Annotated in this window: 12 protein-coding genes; 11 read left to right on the top strand and 1 reads right to left on the bottom strand. The window is 31.8% G+C overall.

Annotated elements, in window-relative coordinates:
- Nucleotides 1–45 precede the first annotated feature (45 nt).
- Nucleotides 46–222, bottom strand: coding sequence for a hypothetical protein (locus ACKTTR_RS11285; protein WP_408027933.1), 177 nt, complete (start codon nt 220–222; stop codon nt 46–48).
- Between the two features lie 271 nt (nt 223–493).
- Here ACKTTR_RS11285 and ACKTTR_RS11280 point away from each other — a divergent pair, with 271 nt between their 5' ends.
- The 11 genes from ACKTTR_RS11280 to ACKTTR_RS11230 all read left to right on the top strand — a co-directional run bounded on the left by ACKTTR_RS11280 (nt 494) and on the right by ACKTTR_RS11230 (nt 22,957).
- Nucleotides 494–4,204, top strand: a complete 3,711-nt coding sequence (locus tag ACKTTR_RS11280) for a two-component regulator propeller domain-containing protein (RefSeq protein ID WP_408027932.1) — start codon at nt 494–496, stop codon at nt 4,202–4,204.
- Nucleotides 4,205–4,380: 176 nt separating this feature from the next.
- Complete coding sequence (locus ACKTTR_RS11275; protein WP_408027931.1) at nt 4,381–7,449, top strand: SusC/RagA family TonB-linked outer membrane protein; 3,069 nt, start codon at nt 4,381–4,383, stop codon at nt 7,447–7,449.
- Between the two features lie 17 nt (nt 7,450–7,466).
- Complete coding sequence (locus tag ACKTTR_RS11270; protein ID WP_408027930.1) at nt 7,467–9,050, top strand: RagB/SusD family nutrient uptake outer membrane protein; 1,584 nt, start codon at nt 7,467–7,469, stop codon at nt 9,048–9,050.
- Between the two features lie 79 nt (nt 9,051–9,129).
- Nucleotides 9,130–10,932 (top strand): alkaline phosphatase, encoded by a 1,803-nt coding sequence (locus ACKTTR_RS11265; protein ID WP_408027929.1) that lies wholly within the window; start codon nt 9,130–9,132, stop codon nt 10,930–10,932.
- A complete protein-coding gene (locus ACKTTR_RS11260) occupies nt 10,925–12,427 on the top strand; it encodes a calcineurin-like phosphoesterase C-terminal domain-containing protein (RefSeq protein ID WP_408027928.1) in 1,503 nt (500 codons plus the stop codon). Before ACKTTR_RS11265 ends, ACKTTR_RS11260 begins: the two co-directional genes overlap by 8 nt.
- A gap of 1,145 nt (nt 12,428–13,572) precedes the next feature.
- A complete protein-coding gene (locus tag ACKTTR_RS11255) occupies nt 13,573–14,538 on the top strand; it encodes a hypothetical protein (RefSeq protein ID WP_408027927.1) in 966 nt (321 codons plus the stop codon).
- A gap of 77 nt (nt 14,539–14,615) precedes the next feature.
- On the top strand, nt 14,616–16,886 hold the full coding sequence (locus tag ACKTTR_RS11250; protein WP_408027926.1) for an N-6 DNA methylase: 2,271 nt from the start codon (nt 14,616–14,618) through the stop codon (nt 16,884–16,886).
- Nucleotides 16,887–18,239, top strand: a complete 1,353-nt coding sequence (locus tag ACKTTR_RS11245; RefSeq protein ID WP_408027925.1) for a restriction endonuclease subunit S — start codon at nt 16,887–16,889, stop codon at nt 18,237–18,239. It begins immediately after the preceding gene.
- Nucleotides 18,239–19,705, top strand: a complete 1,467-nt coding sequence (locus ACKTTR_RS11240; RefSeq protein ID WP_408027924.1) for an AAA family ATPase — start codon at nt 18,239–18,241, stop codon at nt 19,703–19,705. The genes ACKTTR_RS11245 and ACKTTR_RS11240 overlap by 1 nt, the downstream gene beginning before the upstream one ends.
- The gene (locus tag ACKTTR_RS11235; RefSeq protein ID WP_408027923.1) at nt 19,705–20,316 is read left to right on the top strand and encodes a retron system putative HNH endonuclease; all 612 of its coding nucleotides are present in this window, start codon (nt 19,705–19,707) and stop codon (nt 20,314–20,316) included. Before ACKTTR_RS11240 ends, ACKTTR_RS11235 begins: the two co-directional genes overlap by 1 nt.
- Nucleotides 20,317–20,329: 13 nt before the next feature.
- Nucleotides 20,330–22,957, top strand: a complete 2,628-nt coding sequence (locus ACKTTR_RS11230) for an AAA family ATPase (RefSeq protein WP_408027922.1) — start codon at nt 20,330–20,332, stop codon at nt 22,955–22,957.
- Nucleotides 22,958–22,959 lie beyond the last annotated feature (2 nt).

Raw genomic sequence — 22,959 nt, 5'->3', positions numbered from 1 at the left:
AAGATGTAGATAAAAGAAAAGCGGACGAAAGTCCGCTTTTAAAATTTAACAAAGCTCTTGTTTACAATCATAAAAACAAGCACTAAACTCTTCTTTAGTCTGAAAGTTTTGAGATCTACAATAATCAAAGCACACTGTACATGTTGGTAGTGCACCACCTTGAACAAGTTTTTGTTCTTTTTTAGTTAATGTCAATCCTAAGGTTGAAATGTTTTGTAACATAATTAGTTGTTTTAAATTTCTTAAAAATAGGATATTAGTACTCTTTAATCTTTTTAAAAACCGTAAAATAAGTAAGGCTTTCCCTTTTTTATATCTATATGAAAAAGTGCTGAAATTCAGTATTAGTATAATTTATAATTAGCTAATAAACCCTAGTTATATGGTAGGTTGAAATATTAACATTTAGGTAATCAAAACTTAATTTTACTATAGTTAATCTGTGTTCTCTCTAAAGTAGTTTTGTCAGTTATAAAAGATGAAATTGTTTGGTATGAGGTTGTTTTTTTTCTTTTTTTTAATTGTTACTACCAGTCTTGGTCAATCTTTAAAATTTAAAACATTAACTACAAAAGATGGACTCTCCAATAATTCAGTAAATGATATTATAAGTGATGTTAAAGGACGACTATGGATTGCCACTTGGGATGGACTTAATCGTTATGACGGTAAAGATTTTAAAGTTTTCAAACATATAAATAACGACTCAACTTCTCTTGCAGGAAATGTAATTTATAGTCTACAAAGAGATGGATCTAAAACAATTTGGTGTTTAACAGATAATAATACCGTAAGTAGGTTCGTAAATCAATCAGTCTTTCAAAACTTTTATTTTTCTGAAACGCCCGTTAACCTAAAGCTATCAAAGAAAAATAATCTTGTAGTAGAAACTAAAAGCGGACAGTATTTAGAGTTTGATGGAACGAGTTTCTTAAACGTAAACGAAGCACAAGTAAAAACAAACAAACAACTAATTAATGATCAATTATTACTCAATAAATTTCCTGAAGTAATTATTAATGAATCTTATCAAGACAGAAAAGGAAATATATGGTATGCTACAAGAAAAAGTGGGCTTTATGTAATAAGAAATAATCAGGTAAATATTCACGAAACAAAAATAGAGCACTATACCTACGATTTATATAACCCTTACAGTTTTACAGGAAATGAAATTGAAAAAATTTATGAAGACAGCTTTGGTAACATCTGGTTAGGTCATAAAGATGGAGGATTAAGTATGGCTTACGTTGGGTCTGAACATATAAACACTATTGCTCCTCATCCTGTAGAATATAGGCATTTGCCTAATGAAACTGTAAGAGCTATAACAATGGACGATGATAATAATCTTTGGTTAGGTTACTATACCAAAGGATTATATAAATATAGTAAGTCAGACAAATGTTTTATTAAAAAACGATTAGAGAAAGCAAAAGAAAATAAAGATTGGGAAAGAATACGTAGTTTATATACAGCAACAGACGGTTCTATTTGGGTTGGTACCTATGCAGGACTAATTCACATAAATAAAACTAAAGTATCTTATTACGGTGCAAAAGAGTATCCTTTACTACCAGCAAATAGGATTTATGCAATGACAGAAACTAACGATGGTAGAATTTGGTTTGCTTGTTGGGGAGGAATAGCAGTGTTCAACATAAAAGAAAATAAGTTTGAAAATGTTGAAGGAAGCGAGTTTTTAAAAACATACCATATTCGAGATGTTTTTGTTAATGGTGAAGAACTGGCTTTAGCAACCGAAAATCATGGAATGGTTCTATTTAATAGAAATAATGGAGAAAAACATCACCTTACTACAGAAAATGGTTTAACAGGTAATAGTGTATATAGTATTGATAAAGATGAAGAAACAGGGTTGTATTGGATAGCAACTTTGGGGGGAGTAACAGTTTTTGATCGTCAAAAAGGAGTAGTAAAAACTATTTCAGAAAAAGAAAACTTACCAAGTCATATGGTTTACAGTGTGATTCCTAAAGGAAAACACATATGGGTGAGTACAACTAAAGGTCTTGCTTCAATAAATAAAGAAAACTATAAAGTAAATGTCTTACATCCAGATGAAGGATGGCAAGCACCAGAGTTTTCAGAAGGAGCTTATTATAAAGATAACAAGGGAGCGTTGTATTTTGGAGGTATTAATGGAGTTAATTACTTCGCTCCTGAATTAATAGAGTTTAATAAGAATCTCCCTCAATTAGTTGTAGAAATAGATGGAGTAGAAAATAATGATCATGTAGTAGAAAAAACATTTTCAGAAAATAATATCAGCCTAGATATAACTCCTGTAGCATACCGAAAAAATCATGAAAATTTAATTTTATACAAGTTAAAAGGCTTTGATAAAGATTGGAGAGTGTATAGAACAAGCCCTATTTTATATAAGAAAATACCACATGGAGAATATGTATTAGAAGTAAAAAATAGTTTAAGTACTTCTAAAACAAATATGTTTTCTATAAAAATAGTAATAGCTCCACCCTTTTATAAAACCTCTTGGTTTGCATGGAGTTTAGCATCAGGAGGGGTAATTATACTTATTTTAAGCTTAGGGTATAAAGTTCGTAAGGATAAAATTTACCAAGAAAAACTTAAACAAAAAATTAATGAACGAACAGCTATAATTAATAAGCAGAAGAAAGACTTAATAAAAGCTAATGTAAAGCTCGAAGACCAAAACCGAAAAATTATCAAACAAAAAGAAGAAGTGCTGGCTTTACATCACAAATTAAAAAACGAAGATTTTGAAATAGATAAATTTAAAACGTTTGTACTGGCAGAATTTAAAAAACCATTAATGCAAATGCTACAATATAGTCAGCAAAATAGTATTCCAAACGAAATACAAACAAAATTAGTTAGTCAAGCGCAAACCATGATAGATGTACTAACGGAGTGGGATTTTCTAGAGCAAGTAAACCGTATAAATACTACAGAAAAATCAGTAATAAAAATCAATACATTTTTACATGATTTAACCCAAAATTTAGAACGAAAATTACTACAATCAGGAATAAACCTCAGCTATCAAACCCAAGTAGAAGACAAGTGGATAACCATTGATTTACTGCGCTTTAAACTTTTTTATAAATATATTTTCAATGACTTTATAAAGTATAGTAATCAAGGCAGTAACATACAAATGACCTATACAGAAAAAGAAAACAAACTAATACTAAAAGTAAATTCAGATAGTGGCATTTTAGCTAATAATATAAAAAGTTTACAACGCTACAGTCCCTATTTTAAAGCAGCGAAAGATTTACTATTAGAACTAAATGGAAAGTTGGATATAAATAATTCTGAAGAAGGAATTATTTCAATAAAGGTAGAAGTACCATTTCATAAAGTAACCTCAGAAAAAGCCTCAATGGTACAGTGGAATCATTTAGGGATGATAAATGAGCTTCCACAAGGCAAGCATAAAGTGTTGGTATTGACTAGTGAAATGAACTATGGCATATTACAATCATTATTGGGAGAAGAAACTTATCATTTAATATTTGAAAACAACGTAGATAAATTATTCTCAGCACTTTCAAGCCTCAATGTAGACACTATAGTATTTTATGATGTAAAACTTACAAATAAAGTAGTACAGTTCTTAGAAAACCGTAAAGAAAATATAAAACTATCTAACTGTCCTATATTATACCTATCAGAAGAAATAGGCTACTTTCAAATGGAAGAAATTACTAAATTAGGAATAGATGTTACCATTCAACTTCCAGTAAGTAAAACCTTTTTACAAGCAAAGCTAACCAACTTATTAAGTAGTAGAAAAAACCTGTTTGAAACAAAAAATCACATCGGTTGGATTGAGAGTCATAAAGACGAGCAATTACTATCACCAAACGAAAAGCTAGTAAAAAAGGCACTTACTTATATGCATGAGTGCTTGCACGATCATACTTTTAATATTGAAAGCCTTCAAGAAAAATTAGAAATATCTAAAGTAAAATGCTACCGTGTTTTTAAAGAAATACTCAAACAATCTCCTTCAGAAGTGTTAATTAACCTAAGACTTCAAAAAGCACAACACCTATTAAGTCAAAATGTATTAAACATTTCAGAAATTAGTTTTGAGTGCGGTTTTGCCAGTCCAAAATACTTTAGCAGACAATTTAAAAAGCATTTTAATATGAGTCCTAAAACTTACAAAGAACAAAAAGTAGTAGCATGAAAGTTAGCTTCAGATTAGGCTAATGTTAGCAGAAGGTTACTGAAACAAAAGTGTAAGAATTAAGGTGTTTTTATGAGGCTTTTTGAAATATAAGTACCCCTTTTTGAAACCATTTGCCCCCTTTTAAAAAGCATCTTGAAATAGATTCGTCTCAGAATCAAAACCTAAATTATCAAATGAAAAAACACTATTTATTTATGTTGTTATTATGTTTCGGAGTAGTCTCCGGAACGGTAGCACAAACTATTTTAAAAGGTACCGTTGTGTCTAAAACAGACGGAGAACCCATTCCCGGAGCAACTGTTCTTATTAAAGAGCAAAGTAAGAATGGAGCAGCTACCGATTTTGATGGTAAGTTTACGCTAAGTGTAAATAAAGATCAAGGAACCTTAGTAGTTTCTTTTATAGGGTTTCAAACACTAGAACTTCCTTTTTCGGGAAGCCAAGAGTTTTCAATAGCGCTTAATGAAGAGTCAAGCGTTTTAGATGAGGTAGTACTAATTGGTTATGGTAGCGCAAAAAAAGGAGATCTTACTTCAGCAATTTCAACAGTAGAAAACATAGAGTCTATGTCTAGTAGGTCAGTATCTACGTTAAATGATTTTTTACAAGGAAGTGTATCTGGTGTAACTGTTTTACAACAAGGAGGAGATCCATCTGAAGACGGTAAAGTAGTAATTAGAGGGTACGGTTCTTTTGCGAATGAAGAACCTCTTACAGTTGTAGATGGTGTACCGTATTACGGACCAGCTATTAACCCTAACGACATAGCATCGGTATCTATTTTAAAAGATGCAGCAGCAGCTGCAATATACGGAGCACAAGCAGCTTCTGGTGTTATTGTAATTGAAACTAAAAAAGGAAAAAAAGGAAAACCAAGAATTAGTTTTGACTTTTACAGTGGTGTGCAATCAGCAGCTAAATTACCTACGCCTTTAAATGCAAAGCAACAAGCAGATGTGTACAATATGGCAGCAGATAATGCAGGTGCTCCAAGGCAATCTGCTCACGATGCAGAACAAAATCCATGGGGTCAAGTAACACGTACCAACTGGATGGATGCTATTTTTAGATCAGGAGCTATGTACAACACCAATATGAATATAAGTGGTGCTACTGATAAGATGAATTATATGACATCTTTTGGTTATCATAAAAAAGAAGGATTATTATTAAATACCTATTCAGAGCGTTTTTCTTTTAGAGTAAAAACAGACATACACCTTACAGATAATATTACAGTGGGTGAAAATGTGTATTATTCAAGAAGTGAAGCAGTAGGTACAAATTCAACAAGTTCTTATTCAGGTAGTATTGTAAATGCATTATACATGCCATCATCAGCACCAATACGTGATGTGAATGGAAACTTTAGCGGAGTAGTACCAGAAAATTTATCAAATTATGCAGGAGCTTACGGAGACGTATATAATCCTGTAGCCTTGTTGTTACGTCCAGATATTAATAACCCAGTTAACTATTTAAATGCGAACGTATATCTTAACTATGATATTACTGACGGATTAAAGTTTAAAACGAGTTATAGTTATAGTACTACTGATACGAAATATAAAAAGTTCTCACCTCGAATTCCAGAGTTAGGAAGAACGAACTTAAACAATTATTTATATCAGAGTTACTCAGATACCAAGCGCTGGGTATGGGATAATCAATTAAGCTATAAAAAGAGTTTTGGAGACCATAACATAGATCTTACCGCTGTTTACTCGTCACAGTTTACCGATTATGAATACTACTTTCAGCAAGGAGAAGGGTTTAGTAGTGAAGAACCTTTCAATCAATTCATGTCTAATGCATCAGTAATTAGAACTCCAGAAACAGACGTATATGAAGACGCTTTAACTTCTGCAATCGGAAGGGTACTATATAATTATAAAGGGAAGTATTTCTTATCAGGAAGTATTCGTAGAGATGAAACCTCACGTTTAGCAAAAGAAAATCAAGCAGACTATTTTCCATCAGCTTCAGCAGCATGGAAAATATCAGGAGAAGATTTCTTTAATATAGAAGCTATCAATAATTTAAAAGTAAGAGCATCTTGGGGACAAATAGGAAATATTAACTCTGTAGGATATTACTCTTTTGATGTTCCTTTAAACACCACAAATGTTATTTTAGGAGCAGATGGTTCTTTAGACGATAAAGGTACGTATGTAGGAAGACAATCAAACCCAAACCTTAAATGGGAAATTTCAGAATCTTTAGACTTTGGAATTGACATGAATTTATTCAACAACCGACTATCTATTGTTGCCGATTATTTTGAGAAAACTACTAAAGGAATGATTATTCCTGGACTAGAAGATATTCATCAAGGAACGTCGGCTGCTGATGTAAATGGAGGAGAAGTTAAAAACACAGGATATGAATTTGCAGTTTCGTATAAAGATTATGTAGGAGACTTAAACTATAGTATTAGTGCGAACGCTAGTTTTCTTGATAATGAATTAATGAACCTTAATGGGTATAACAGTAGTGGAATTGATTATATAGCACACTCAGATAATGTTAGAAGCACATTATATCCATACAGATCTGTAGTAGGAAAAGAATTATACGCTACTTATTTAGTGCCTTACTTAGGAATTTTCCAATCACAAGAAGAAATCAATGCACATAGTAAAGATGGGCAATTAATACAGCCTAACGCAGTACCAGGAGATTTTAAGTTTCAAGACACTAACAACGATGGTAAAATAGATAATAACGACCGTGTTTTTATGGATAGTTATTTACCAGAAGTAACTTATAACTTGGGATTAAATTTAGATTATAAAGGATTTGATTTAAATATGAACTTCCAAGGGGTAGGAGGTGTTAAAGTATTTAATGCATATAAGTTTACAGCTTTCAATACTTCTCAACAAGGATATAATTTAGATAAGGGAGTGTTAAATGCTTGGACTCCTGAAAATACAAATACAAACATTCCGAGGTTATCTACACAAGATAATAACCAAACTTACGGAACCACTTCAAGTTGGTATTTAGAAGACGCTTCATACTTACGACTTAAAAATGTAACACTTGGCTATACAGTACCAACAAGTAAAATGAGTTCTGTATTAAGTCAATCATCTTTAAGAATATATGTTTCAGGAGAAAATCTATTTACAATCACAAACTATAGTGGAATGGATCCTGAAGTAGGAGGTAAAGGATTAGATGTAGGTAGATATCCTTCAGCAAGAACTATCTCTGCAGGAATATCATTGTCATTATAAAAAATAAAAATAAGAAGATGAAAAACACATATATAAAACTAATCGCATTTATTGTGAGTGTTCAAATGGGGATTGTTTCCTGTTCAGATGACTTCACAAATCTAGATCCATTAGGAAGTACTTCATATGAAAACTTCTGGAAAACAGAACAAGACGCTATAGAAGCAACCAACAGTATGTACGAGTATATGCGTGCAGAAGAAATGTTTGCACGTGGATTCTTTTGGTACATCAACGCATCTGACGATATGGTTACTGGAAGGTTAAACGCCACAGCAGATAATATTAAAAACTTTAATGTAACTGGTGATGAGGGATATACATCAAAAATGTATAAACAAGGTTATAAAGTAATAAGAAGAGCGAACGATGTTATTTTAAACGTTCCACAAATGAATATTAGTCAGTCAACTAAAAATCGTTTGTTAGGTGAAGCTTACTTTATGAGAGGGTTTCATTATTTCTGGTTAGCTCATACTTATGGTGACAATGGTGTAAACGGAGGAATTCCTATCGTTACTGAAAAGAATATGAACGATGAAGCAGGAAGCTATGAAAGACCACAAAGTGTAATAGAAAATTATGAATTTGTTGTTGAAGACTTAAAAAAAGCAGCAGATTTATTACCTCTTTTTACTGAAATGGGAGAAGGTGATTACGGACGCGCACATAAAGATGCAGCCTTAGCTTATATTGCAAAAACCTATTTGTATTGGGCACAATATGACAGTTCTAAATATGCTGATGTGGTAACCTATTGTGATGCAGTAACAAATTCAGGATCGGGTAGAGCACTTATTGATACAGATAACCCTAAAAAAGATTTCAGATTGTTACACAGTCATCTAAATAACTGGACGAGTGAATACATCTGGTCTGTAGATTCTGGTGTTGAAGGTGGTAGCATCTTACCAGGAGTAATGTTAGAAAACAAAGGCTGGGGGCTTTACAATGGTTGGGGATATTACACTCCAACAGAAGACTTATACAACGAGTTTGAAGCAAATGATGCAAGAAGAGAAGTAACCATCTTAAAATTTGGTGATGAGTTTCAGTTCTTTGGTGAAACCAGAAAATACCAATCAGAAAACTCACTTTCGGGATTCCAGTTTAACAAGTACATGTATGAATATGGAATGGAAAACCCAGTAGGAAATTCTATCAACTCAAATGGTAATGCGCCAACAACACTTTACAATGTACCTGTAATGCGTTATGCAGAGATTTTATTAATGAAATCTGAAGCACTAATTCAACAAGGAGGAAACGGAGATACAGATTTAAACAGAGTAAGAGAAAGAGCAGGATTAGCTCCAGTTACCAACGCTACATTAGAAAATATTAAACACGAAAGACGTGTTGAGTTTGCCGGCGAGTTTGCTAACAGACACTACGATTTAGTACGTTGGGGAGATGCTGCTGAGGTATATAGTAAACCTTTATATGGTAGAATCCACACAGATAGATCAAACCCAGATTCAGACTACACCGTTGAACAAGTGTGGCAAGCAAGAAATTTTGACCCTAGTTATATGCATGTATGGCCAATTCCTAACGAAGCAATTATCTCTTCAGGAATCAAGCAAAACACTGGATGGTAATTTTAGTCATTTTTTTAGTTTAATTTAAGTTTAACAAAAAGATGTCGTTAAGGCGGCATCTTTTTTATAAATGCATAAAATGAAATTTATTCAAAAGATATTTTTATACCTAATATTAGGGGTAGGAGCTATACAAGCACAAACCTCAAACCTTACTTATAAAGTACATTCTCACAACGATTATAAACAAACAGTTCCTTTTTGGAAAGCCTATGCAGCAGGAGTCCATTCTTTAGAAATAGATGTAATATTAAAAAATAACACCCTATTTGTAGCACATGGAACAGCCGAGATTATTAAAAAGCACACTATAGAATCGCTTTATTTAGAACCTTTACGAACAGCGTTAAAAAACGATCTTCAACTTACACATAAAATACAGTTGTTAATAGATGTAAAGTCAGAACCCTATAGTACACTAAATCGCCTAGTAAAAACTTTAAAAGGATACCCAGATCTTACTAAAAACAAAAACATACAGTTTGTAATCTCAGGCGGAAAACCACAAGTTAAAGACTATGTAGACTATCCGGATTATATACAATTCGACCATCAAAAATTAACCAAGCTTTTAAACAAACAAGCATGGAAAAAGGTAGGATTGATAAGTGTAGACTATAAAAAATATTCTGTATGGAACGGAAAAGGAAGAATGGTTGCAGACGATCTTAAAAGAGTAAAAAAAGTAATTGAAACAGCACACAATTTAAACAAACCATTCCGTTTTTGGGGAGCCCCAGATTCTGAGTCGGCATGGAAAGTTTTTACAGATTTAAAAGTTGATTTCATAAACACCGATCAACCTTTTGAAGCTACTAAATACCTTAAAAGTTTATCAAAAAGGGTAAGTTTTAATAAAGAAAAATCAGAAGTTTATAAACCTACATTTACTTATGATCAAAAGAATAAAAAAGTAGAAAATATCATTTTATTAATTGGTGATGGAAATGGAGTATCACAAATTTCAGCAGCAGCTTTGGCGAATGGTGGAGATTTAACATTAACTCAATTAAGAAGTGTTGGGTTTTTAAAAACACAATCTTCAGACGATTTTACAACAGACTCTGCTGCAGGAGGTACAGCTATAGCAACAGGAACCAAAACATACAATAGAGCAATTGGTGTAGGACCAGATGGTAAACCAGTAAAAAACATCAGTGAGTTATTAGTAGAACACAATTATAATATAGGTTTAATTACTACTGATGAAATTACAGGAGCAACTCCTTCGGCTTTTTATGCACATCAAAAAGATAGATCGCATATGCAACAAATAGCTACAGATTTTGTAAAGAGTCAAATTTCATTGTTTATAGGTGGAGGTGCAAAGTACTTCTCAAATAAACAAACCATGCCTTTCAGTATTAAAAATACTATTGAAGAAATTACTACTGATGAAGAAAGAATAGGGGTTTTTACTGCAGAAGGAGGAATGCCAGGAATCAAACAAGGAAGAGGTAATTTTTTAGCAAAAGCAACCCAACGTAGTTTGTCTTTTTTAAAGTCGAAAAAAGAACCGTTTTTATTAATGGTAGAAGGAGCTCAAATAGATAGCTATGGGCATTTTAACGATACCCATGGAATTATAGCAGAAGGAATTGATTTTGACAAGGCGGTAACCGAAGCAATAAAATTTGCAGATGCTAATAAAAACACCTTAGTAATTGTTACAGCAGATCATGAAACTTCAGGATTTTCTATTCCACAAGGAAATGTAGAAAACCATATGATTGAAGGAGACTTTACGACACACGATCATACAGGAGCAATGGTGCCTTTGTTTGCTTATGGTCCTCAATCAGATAAATTACAAGGGGTTTATGAAAATAGCGATCTTTTAGGCAAGATTCTAGAAATCTTAAAGGTAAAAACTAATGAGTAGATCAAGATTTCTTTTCGGTTTATTAGTGCTTATGGTGCAAGTAGCTTTAGGACAGTCACCTAAAATTTCAGGAAGAGTTTATCATGATAAGAATCAAAATGGAATTTATGACAAAGGAGATAAAGTTCTTAAAGGTATACTTGTAAGCAATGGAAAAGATGTTGTAGCTACAAATACTAAAGGGATTTATAAAATAGAGTCTTTAGAGAATAATCCAATATTTGTTATCAAACCAAAGGGGTATGTTTCACCACGTACCCCACAAAACAACTTGAAGTTTTACTATCTATCTCAAGAGTTAACCAATAAAAAGTCATTTGATTTTCCGTTATATACTAATAAGGAAAAAGACAAGGTAAAAATAGCGTTGTTGGGAGATCCTCAATCAGATGTAATTGACGATATTCATCATGTTAGTAAGTTAGTAACAGAAGAATTAGTCAAAAATAAACCAGACATTATTATTCCTTTAGGTGATCTTTCTTTTGATAATCTTAGCATATTTAAGCCTCTATCAGAATCATTAGGGCTGGTTGGAGTGCCTGTGTTTTATGTAATAGGAAATCACGATTTAAACTTTGGAGAACAAAAAATTTCTAATAGAGACAAAACTTTCGAAGCTTCGTTTGGACCTTCGTACTATGCTTTTGAATATGGAGACAATCTGTTTTTAGTACTTAATAATAACTTTCCAGTAAATAATCGTGAGTATATAGGCAAGTTTGATGAAGATCAATTAACATTTGTATCTCACATTACTAAGAAGTTTGCAACCAAGTATAACTCGATAAAAGTTTTTATGCATATCCCTTTGGAGTATACAAGTAATAAGGAGGAATTCATATTATTAATGAATCCTTTTGACAAAGTATTGATTGCAGCAGGTCATACACATACACAATACCATTGCTACTTTCAAAGAAATCAGAAACCAGCAGTACATCAGCTAGTAGGAGGAGCGGTTTGTGGTGCTTGGTGGCAAGGAGCGCACGATATTCATGGAGTTCCTTTTGCGATGATGTACGATGGTACCCCAAAAGGATATTGGTTCTTAGAAACAGAAGACAAAGATTATCATCTTAGTTATAAGGTTTCGGGAGCATCTATAGAAAAGCAAATGCGTATTTGGGTTCCAGAGAACAAAGAATGGGATACAGAAATGAACGTTTTAAATGAGCCTTATGTATATGCAAATGTGTTTGCAGGAGGAGAATCTACAAAAGTTGAGGTTTCTTTTGATGGTAAAACATGGCAATCTATGGAGTATTATCAAGGAGTAGTGCCAGAGTTAAAAAGATTTTATTTGCTTCAAGAATTAGGAAGGTATAAAGGACAAAAACTATCTAAAATGCCCAAGCCAACTACCAAAAGTAAACACCTATGGAGGATGAAAATACCCGAAAATATAGTATCAGGGATGCATTTAATAAGAATTAGAGCCAAAGATGATATGTTAAAGTTACAAGCAGAAGACGTAAGAGTTTTTTACAAGTAATAATAAAAGGAGGGGAGTTTCTTGATAACCGTCATTTCGAAGGAGTATGCGACTGAGAAATCTTTTTCTTGGTTCCCGTCACCTCGAACATTATCGAGTTCAAAATATATTTTGAACGAAGATAGTTTTCGAAGTAAGTTGAGAGGTCTTAAAGTTATGAGTAACTCTCCTATTCATGGGTTTTCAGACACTTCGCTACCGCTTGGTTCGTAATGACGTTGTTGTTTGTTGGTTTCCGTCATTGCGAGGCACGAAGCAATCTTTTCCTCGATGACTGTCATTTCGAAGGAGGTTACGACTGAGAAATCTTTAAGTTGATAGTAACTCCCATTCATGAGATTACGTCACTTCACTGTGTTCCATTCATAATGACGTTGAGATGTCAGTTCGAGTGATTTTGTGCAACGTAGCGGAACAAAATAGTATCGAGAACCTTGTTACTACCGAATACTTCTCGATACAAAATTCCCTTCACTATGTTTAAAGAATTTTACTCGAAGTGACAGTTTGTTGTTAATTTTCGGCTTGTTTTCTAAGGACGTTTTATTACCGTAATTGCGAGGAGGTAGAGAAGAGTATGGATAAACGCCGACCTATTTTTATTTTGCTAGAATTCAAGGTTATGGAGTATAAGAGAATCCAAAGAGTTTACGGTCTGGATTCGAATACGGAATACAACGTAGAATTCAAAAAAGGAAAAATAAGTCTTGATTTTTTGTTTCGTTTTGTATCAAGACAAAATGAAAGTATATGTTATGAGTAACTTTTATTCATGGGGTTTCTCACACTTCCTTAACACTCGGTTCAAAATGACTGTTTTGTTTGTTGGTTTCCGTCATTGCGAGGAGGTAGGACGAAGCAATCTTTTTCTCGCCTCCCGTCATTTCGACCAGCGGGAGAAACCTTTAAGTTACGAGTTACTCCCATTCATGAGATTTAGCTCTACTGAACTTAATGTTAAAAACACCTTCTTATACCTGTACACCAAAAAAATAACCAAACAGAAAAGTGTACAGAGGCTGTACACTAAAAAGTTTTTCATTTTAAAAAGTGTACAAGTGGTGTACACCAAAAAAGTTGTACAGAATTAATTGCCTTCTTTTTTTTGAGAATAAAAGTTTATTACATTTATTCAAAAAAATAGAATGGAAAAATTTTTTAAGAAAGATTCTTTTTGGGAGTTTTACGGTATTACAAACGAAAATGATTTTATAACACAAATATCATTAGAAAATAAATATCATGATAATTTACCAAAAGATATTGTAGAGGGGTTTGAAACAGTAATTCAACTTTTAAACCTGTCTTACTTTCATTCTAACTTACTAGACGAAGCGGTAACCAAAGCACTAGTAACTATAGAAACAGGAATAAAAATAAAAGCAAAAGAGCTGGGTATAGAATTGAAGGAGCTTTCTAAAAAAAAAGGAATAATAAAAGAGAAAAGGTTGTTTAGATTAATTGAAGAAGTGTTAAAAGTTACTGGGCAAGAACATTTAAAGCCTGATTTTGATAGAGCAAGAAGCATGAGGAATAGAAGGCTTCATATAGATTCTCATTTTTTTAATGGTTTATTAGGTTATCCAAGAAGAAACATAAAGTCTTTTATAAATTTAATGAACCAAATATTTCTTCCGGTAGATAAAATTAATGAGATAAATGAGTTACAATCCGTACTTGATAAAAATGTAGAGGAAATGAAAGATGATTTATATATACTTGAATTTAATAAAAAGAAAGTTTTAATTGATGAGGTATACAAAATACAGTATATAACTGACGGCAAAGTTAAATTACTGATAGCTTTTATGAATCCAGTGATTAATAATCCAAAAGAATACTATAATACAAATCAATTCAATAAACCTTTAGTGCTTGCAATAAAAGATTTTAGTATTAATGATAACTCTATTGAAGGTTTAGATTTAAAAGAAGAAAAGATAAGTTTATTTAAAAACGAAAAAGACTCTAATAAAATTACGTATAATGAATATCTGAAGGAAATAAAGGAGGTTTCTGAAGAAAGGTTAGATGTTCATTTGGCAGTAGTAAGGCAACAATACCCTTGGCGTTTTGAAGAAATTATTTATGAAAACTGTTGGAATAAATAAAAATTAAAACACTTTAAAAGAATCTTAAGATTATTAACTTTGAAAGTTAAAATTAAAAGAAAACTAATCTATAGTCTATGAGCATAGAACTTCAAATAAAAGGCAATAAAATTTTCGCACCACTATTAGGTAAATGGTTAGTACTTAAACCAGAAGAAAAAGTAAGGCAACTATATATTCAGCGTTTAATTGAAAATTATGGCTTTTCACCAGATCAAATGGCACAAGAAGTTAAAGTGAGTAATTCACAACGCGGTCAAGGTAGAGCAATGGCGGATATTGTAATATGGAAATCTAAAGAAGATAAAAATGAAGGCAATCACGCTGCTATCGTGGTAGAATGTAAAGCAGAACATTTAACCATTCGTGAAGAAGATTATTTTCAAGGCTATAATTATGCGTCTTGGGCTGGTGCAGACTTTTTTGTAACTACCAATCTAAAGGAAACAAGAATATTCAGGGTTATAAAAGGTAAAATCCCAAAACGACTTGATGAGGTTGTAGATATTCCAACGGCAAGTATAATTAATAATGCTAAAAAGGTAGATGCCTTATTAAAGCAAACAAAAGCGTTTACGCGAGATGAGTTTTCCAAACTATTGTTTAAATGCCATAACATTATTAGAAACAATGATAAACTTTCACCAGAAGCTGCTTTCGATGAAATCAGTAAAATCTTGTTTATCAAAATCAGATATGAACGTGAAAATTCTAATGCACAAGTATTTTCAAGAGAACAATTTATAAAAGATAAAGAAGCCTATAATCGTTATTCCTCTTCTTCCAGTAAACCGTTTTATCAGCAACTGTTTGAAAATACCAAAGAGGAATTTAAGGATGATGATTTATTCGACCCTAACGAATCTATTAGAATACGAGAAAATAGTTTTGAAGCTATTGTAAAAGAATTGGAAACGTACAACCTCTCTACAACATCAGATGATGTTAAAGGTATCGCATTCGAGCAATTTTTAGGGAGAACCTTTAGAGGTGAATTAGGTCAGTTTTTTACACCGCGTACTATTGTAGATTTTATGGTAGATGTATTAGACCCACAAGAAGGAGAAATTGTTTGTGACCCTTGCTGTGGTTCAGGCGGATTCCTTATTAAAGCGTTTGAATATGTAAGAGCTAAAATTGAAGAAGATATTCATCAGGAAAAAGAGAAAATTAAAGAAAAATACTATACGACTGAATACGAAAAACTATCAGAGAAAAAGAAAGAAGAAGTAGATGAGGTTGTTAACGATTTATTCGCTAAACTCAATCAAGAATTAGACATAAACAATCCTAAAAGTAGATTAAGGGTATTGAGTTACGAATGCATTTTTGGTACAGATGCCAATCCTCGTATGAGTCGTACTGCTAAAATGAATATGATTATGCACGGTGATGGTCACGGAGGTGTACATCATAACGATGGGTTGTTAAACGTAAATGGAATATTCGATAATCGCTTTGATGTCATATTAACCAATCCTCCATTTGGAGCAAGGGTTGAAAAAAGCTTAAAGATTACGGAAGCCGATAAATACAAGGATGCAGTCCGTATTGTTAAATACAAAAAACGTTATGGTAAAGCCTATGAGAATGCTTTAAAACAAATTAGTGACAATATGGGGAAACCATTGTTGAGTTTATACAAAACAGGAAGTATGAGCACACTTACAGAAGTGTTGTTTATAGAACGTTGTTTAAATTTATTAAAACCAGGTGGTAGAATTGGTATTGTATTGCCAGAAGGCGTATTAAACAATTCTAACCTTCAAAAAATAAGAGATTTTGTAGAAAGCAAAGCAAAAATTGTTCTAATAACTTCAATTCCGCAAGATGTATTTATTGCATCAGGTGCAACCGTAAAACCTAGTTTACTATTCTTTAAAAAGTTTACCGAGGAAGAAGCTAAAACCTATAAAAAAGTAGCATTAAAAGCTAAAAAGGATATTGAAGCAAAATATCAACCGCAAATAGCACCAATTAAATCTAAATTGGTATTACGTGGTAAAGAAGCATTACCTGCTGATGAGAAAAAAGAATTAAGGGCAGAATTAAAAGTTTTACAACAAACAGTTGAAACCGAAATTAAAGCTCAAATTAAAGAGCAGTTCAATTACGAAATACCAATTGCCGAAGTAGAAAAAGCAGGGATTAGCACAACAGGTGCAAAAATAGATAACGAGTTAGAACCATTAGCCAAAGAGTTTACGGAGTATAGAGTAAGCAACCAACTTTGGGAAAACATCATCAATAAAGTAGAATACCAAATTTTAGACAACAGTACAATGTATCGTATTCCTTTATCTGGAGATAATAAAGCTCAAGAACCTGAAATATTTTATAGTCTATAAATGGAACAAGCAAACACATATTTAAAGACGGTTCCATTTACAGATTTCTTGTTGTGGGATGTTAAAAGGTATATTACAAATGCTTTAAATTCAGATTATCCATTAGTATTACTATCTAAATTAATTTATGAGAGAAGTGAAAGAGTAAAATTATACGACTTTCCAGATAAAGAATTTAAAATATTAGGTGTTAATAATAAAACAGGCTTATTTGATGCTTATACCGAATTAGGAGCTAATATTAATCAGTCTTATAAAAAAGTTTATAATCAAGATTTAGCATATAATCCTTATCGAATTAACGTAGGTTCAATTGGTTGGAAAACACCTAATCAAAAAAATGAGTTTATTAGTCCAGCCTACGTTGTTTTTGGCACTAACGATGAATTGTCTTCTGAATACCTTTATTTGATTTTTAAAACAGACACTTTTAATAAGATAATAAATGATAATACTACAGGTTCGGTTAGGCAGAATTTGAAATTTGATACGCTGGTAAACATAAAAATCCCATTACCACCATTATCAGAACAAAACCGCATCGTAGCCCAATACAATCAAAAAATACAATTAGCCCAACAACAAGAACAAGAAGCTAATAATCTTGAACAAGAGATTGAAGAGTATTTGTATTCAACTCTTGGAATAAGTAAAACAAAAAAAGTTCAAAAAGAAGGGTTGTTAGATACTATAAACTATAGGGAAGTGGATCGATGGGCTGTAGATTCTTTAGGGAGGTTAGCAAAAATTGAAAACAAATTTAAAGGACTTTATCCTTTAATTAAATTTAGAGAATTGATTTTTTCAACTCAATATGGTTTATCTGAAAAGTCTTCTAAAGAAATAGTAGGTCCACCTATGTTAAGAATGAATAATATTTATAATGGAGAATTAAATCTTGATGATTTAAAATATATTTCAATTAATGATTCGACTTATAAAAAGTATAAATTAAATAAAGGAGACTTACTTTTTAATAGAACCAATAGTAAAGAATTAGTAGGTAAAACGGCTCTTTTTGATAGTGATGATGAATACACTTTTGCTTCTTATTTAATTCGGGTGGTTTTAAAAGAAGATTTAGTTAATAAAAAATTTATTAATTATTTATTTAACTCATCTATACTTCAATTTCAAAAAGATTTAATCAGTAGGCAAATTACAGGTCAAGCAAATATTAATGCTCAAGAAATGCAAGAGCTTTTGTTTCCTTTACCAGATTGTGATAAACAGAATGAAATTGCTAACCATATTGATGGATTAAAAAATCAAATCAAAAGTTTAAGGAGAAAGGCAAATGCAAACAGAGAAAAAGCCCTACTTAATTTTGAACAAGAAATATTTACCAGTTAATGAAACTAAATTCACTTTATATAAAAGACTATAAGTTGCTAAATGATTTTGAAGTAGATTTTTCACCCAGTAAATCTATAGCAGCTTTTATTGGTAAAAATGGCTCTGGTAAAACAACACTTGTAGAATGTTTATCTATAATATTTGCTAAACTTTTTGAATGTACATCACTTAAAGGAATCTATGAACTAAAATATCCATTTCGATTTAAAATTCAGTATTTACTCAAAAGCGAAAAGATAACTAATACAACTGCTTGGGGAGAAAGTTTTGTAAATTATTATGCCATTGAATTAGAGTATGATGGTAAAATACAAATAAGTCTTTTTGAATCAAGTAATACTTATAGCAAACAAAGTGAAATTGAAAAGTATTTAAGAAATATTGGTGAATCTTTTGAATATATATTACCTGCAAGCCTTATGGTATATTATTCAGGTATTTCAGATATCCTATATAATTTATACCAATCTTACCAAAGTAAAAATATTTTGGGCTCTTTAGATGGTGAAATAAAAATCGACCAACCATTTTATTATTTCACTACTAACAACTTTCCATTAATTCTGATAGCATTATTAAGCTATCAGTATGGAGATGTGCCAGACAAATTACTATCAAAAAATAAAATACAAGGTTTCAAAAAAATCGTATTGGACTTTGATAAGCCAAAATGGGCCAAACCTAAAGCTACAGCTAAAGACTTTTGGGGAGCAAAAGGAGATTTAAAAATATTTTTAACTCGTCTTGCTGCAACTGTTGATGAGGTTGTAATAAAAAGCCCAACCCAAATATCTTATGTAATCACAAATCAAAACTCATTAATAAGACTTTGGGAATATTATGGTACAGAAAAAAGATTGTTTGAATATTTAGTGGCATTACAAGCCAATGGTTTACTAACAAATGTTGAAATCTTTTTAAATAAGGGAAATATTCAAGTTCCATTTCAAAGATTGAGTGAAGGGGAAAAGCAACAGCTCATTATTATGGGTTTGAAAGAGCTATTGGCAGCAGAAAACAGTCTATTCTTATTAGATGAACCAGATACATATTTGCATCCTGAATGGAAAAGAGAGTTTATTTATGAACTCATTAAAAACGAGAATGCATATCAGAATTTTTATCTAATTACATCTCATTCACCTGATATTGTTTCAGCAATGCGTAAGGATCAGTTATTCATAATGGCATCATCCGAGAATAATGCACGTCTTAAAGTATTTGCTTATAACCCTTACGGTAAAGAAGTTGACGATATTTTATTAGAGGTTTTTGACGTAGATGATTTAAGGTATAAAGAAGTAGAAATGACTATTTCTCTATTATGGCAAATGATTAAAGATAAAAAGCATAACTCCGTTGATTTTGAAAGGTTATTTAATGACTTGCAAGATCAAATAGGTAAAGATGATGAAGCCATAACGCAGCTAAAAGTTGAACTTGCTAAAAGGAAAAATGGTTAATGAGAAGGGTGAATAAGCAAGAACCTTTAAAGGAGTTTGAAGATTTCAAGGTTAACAATAAAGGTGCTAATTGGAGTGATTTTCACAAACTCGCACCCGAAGTATTTCAAAATACACGGTTTCAAATTTTAGCAGAGGAACAAGTCTTCCTATGTGGTTACACAGAGGTTTTAATTGATGATGACAGAGATTGTCATATCGACCATTATATCAAAAGAAATATTGATGCATCAAAAACTTTTGAATGGAATAATTTAATAGCAGCTTGTAACGATGAGGATTATGGGGCTAAATATAAGGATAATGGATACTCAATAAAAATGGAGGAGTATATAGAGATATACAATCCTGTGATTGATAATCCTGAACACTTTTTTAATTATTTGCAAAATGGTGAAATAGAACCTAAAGAAGATTTAAAGGAGCTAGATAGAAAAAAAGTTGAGAAAACGGTTGAGATTTTTAATCTCAATGCAAAATCTTTATCCAATAGGCGTGCAGGTTTAATAAAAATGATAAGTGACACGAAAAAAGGAGGGCTTTTAGGAGATGCTTTAAGAGAAGCTTTTAGCACAACAGGTTTTGAAAGTGTAAAAGAACAAGAGTTTTAGATTATAAATAATTATGCAAACACAATTTAAATACATACAAGACCTTGCTACAAAGTATTGTAGTTTAGCAACAGATTCACAAGAATTGTATCAAGCTATTAATGTGTTAAGCCCAGAAATTGTAAACGATATTTATAACGAATATAATACACCAGATAATTTTAAGCCAGTAAATTTATTACGTGCAGAAATGGCACGTTTATTATTAAACGGCGATGAAATTTCACAGGACACAGTAGAGCAAGTTAAAGACTATATACGTAATAAAGATATAGAGGCTCTCAATCATTTGTCACCAACTTTACTAGAGCAACTTCAAAATTATGGCATAGGTAAAAGAGATATGTTTGCCAATTGGCAAAAACCTTGGAGCATATTTCACACTTTCTTTTACAATAAGCATACAGCAGAACGGGAAACAGTTCAAAACTATCTAGAGCAAATAGCCAAAAGCCTTATAGTCCAACTAAATTTAGACGATTACACCTATCACACAGTAGATTTTCAAGGCGCAAATAATTTTGGTCAGGATTTTTGTTGGTTAGCACTTTACCCAAACATAAAAAACTCACATAAAATTGCGTATCAATTCTTTTTAAGAATAGGCCATAAATCTGAAACAGGTTTAGTAGCAGGTTTCGAGTTAAAAAATCCTTTACCAAGAAAACTGAAAACAGTAAATAATTATGATGCTGTTCTGGAGTATTTAACCGAGTTAAAACCTCAAATTGTAAAGATAAATGACGAAACACGTAACTATTTCAAGTTTGCACCTGGTAGTCAAGCATCAGAATGGGACGAATTTTATGCTAATAATATAGTAGCCATAGACTATAGCAATTTAGAAATAGGAGATATTACAAAGGTTGAAAGCTATCAAGAGCTTAATAAGTTAGCAGGTTTACCGCCAGAGAGTCAATCCAATCAAACCGGTAATCTATGGTTTTTTAAAACTGCTAATAAAGGTGATGTGGTTTTTGCTAATAAAGGCATCAATACTTGTTTAGGTATTGGTGTAATTGACAGCAATTATTATTTCGATTCACAAGCACAAGACTATAAGCACAGACGTAAGGTTAAATGGCTAACCAATAAAGTATATCAATACAAATCAAACAGCCTTAAAGGGTATAAGAGACTATTTAGACCAGATACGTTTAGCCCAACAAAAGTTTGGGAATTTTTATTAAATGAATACGCGCGCTTATATCCAGACTTGGTAGATGTATTTACAAAACATAACCTTTTATTTGAGAATACTAAAGGAAATGCAAAATCTAATGATATTGAGGAAATTGATGATGAATTATCTGAAAATGAAGAAGCGATTAACTTTTGGTGGTTAAATGCAAATCCGAAAATATGGAGCATTAGCAATCATAAAGAGGGCGATAAACAAACCTATACAACACACAACGAAAAAGGTAACAAGCGTAGAATTTATAAATATTTTGAGCAAACAAAACCAGGCGATTTAATTATTGGTTATGAAAGTTCACCAACAAAACAAATTAAAGCTATTTATGAAGTAACTAGAGGGATTCATAATACGGAAGTCGGTGAAGAAATTGAATTTGAATTGGTAGAAAAATTAGAAATACCAATTACTTGGAACGAACTCAAAAACATAAATGCGTTACAACAATGTGAAGTATTTATAAATAATCAAGGAAGTCTTTTTAAACTACAAGAAGAAGAATATGATATAATAAGGGATGTAATTGACACTAAAAATATCATTACCGAAAAATTATTACAAAATAGCAGTCATAAAAAATACCAGTTTGCAGAGGATAGCGATAAGCCATTTATTAGCGAGCAACAGTTTTTTCAAACAGTAGCTCTATTAAAAAGAAAGAAAAACATCATTCTACAAGGTCCACCAGGTGTTGGTAAAACCTTTATTGCAAGAAAACTGGCATATCAAATAATGCAGGAAGTTAAAGATGCTAATATAGAAATGGTACAATTCCATCAATCATATAGTTATGAGGACTTCATTCAAGGTTTAAGACCAACGCAAAAAGGAAGTTTTGATTTAAAAGATGGCATATTTTTCTCTTTTTGTCGTAGGGCATTAGCACATCCCGATAAACCGTTCTTTTTCATTATTGATGAAATTAATAGAGGTAATCTTGGGAAGATTTTTGGTGAATTAATGATGCTTATTGAAGCGGATAAAAGAGCCGAAAAATTCGCTTTAAAACTAACTTATGCAGAAGATGAAGAAGACCGCTTTTATGTACCTGAAAACTTATATATAATTGGTACAATGAATACAGCAGACCGTTCATTGGCGATTGTAGATTATGCGTTAAGAAGACGTTTTGCCTTTATAAACTTACAACCATATTTTGATGCTAATTTTCAGAACTTTTTATCAGATAACGGACTATCAAAGGCAATGGTTAATCATATAAGTTTAATGATTCCAAAGGTCAATGATAAAATTAAAAGTGATTCAAATTTAGGGGAAGGTTTTCAAATTGGTCACAGTTATTTCTGCAACTATAATAAAGAGCAAAACGAAGAAAATTGGTGGCAAGAAATAATCGATTTTGAGTTGAAACCGCTTTTAGAAGAAATCTGGTTTGATGATATGGATAATGTATCAGAAATCCTTAAAATATTATCAAGGTAAAA

Source organism: Tenacibaculum litoreum, from assembly GCF_964513915.1.
Classification (GTDB): domain Bacteria; phylum Bacteroidota; class Bacteroidia; order Flavobacteriales; family Flavobacteriaceae; genus Polaribacter; species Polaribacter litoreum.
This window is presented reverse-complemented; position numbering and strand designations above follow the sequence as displayed.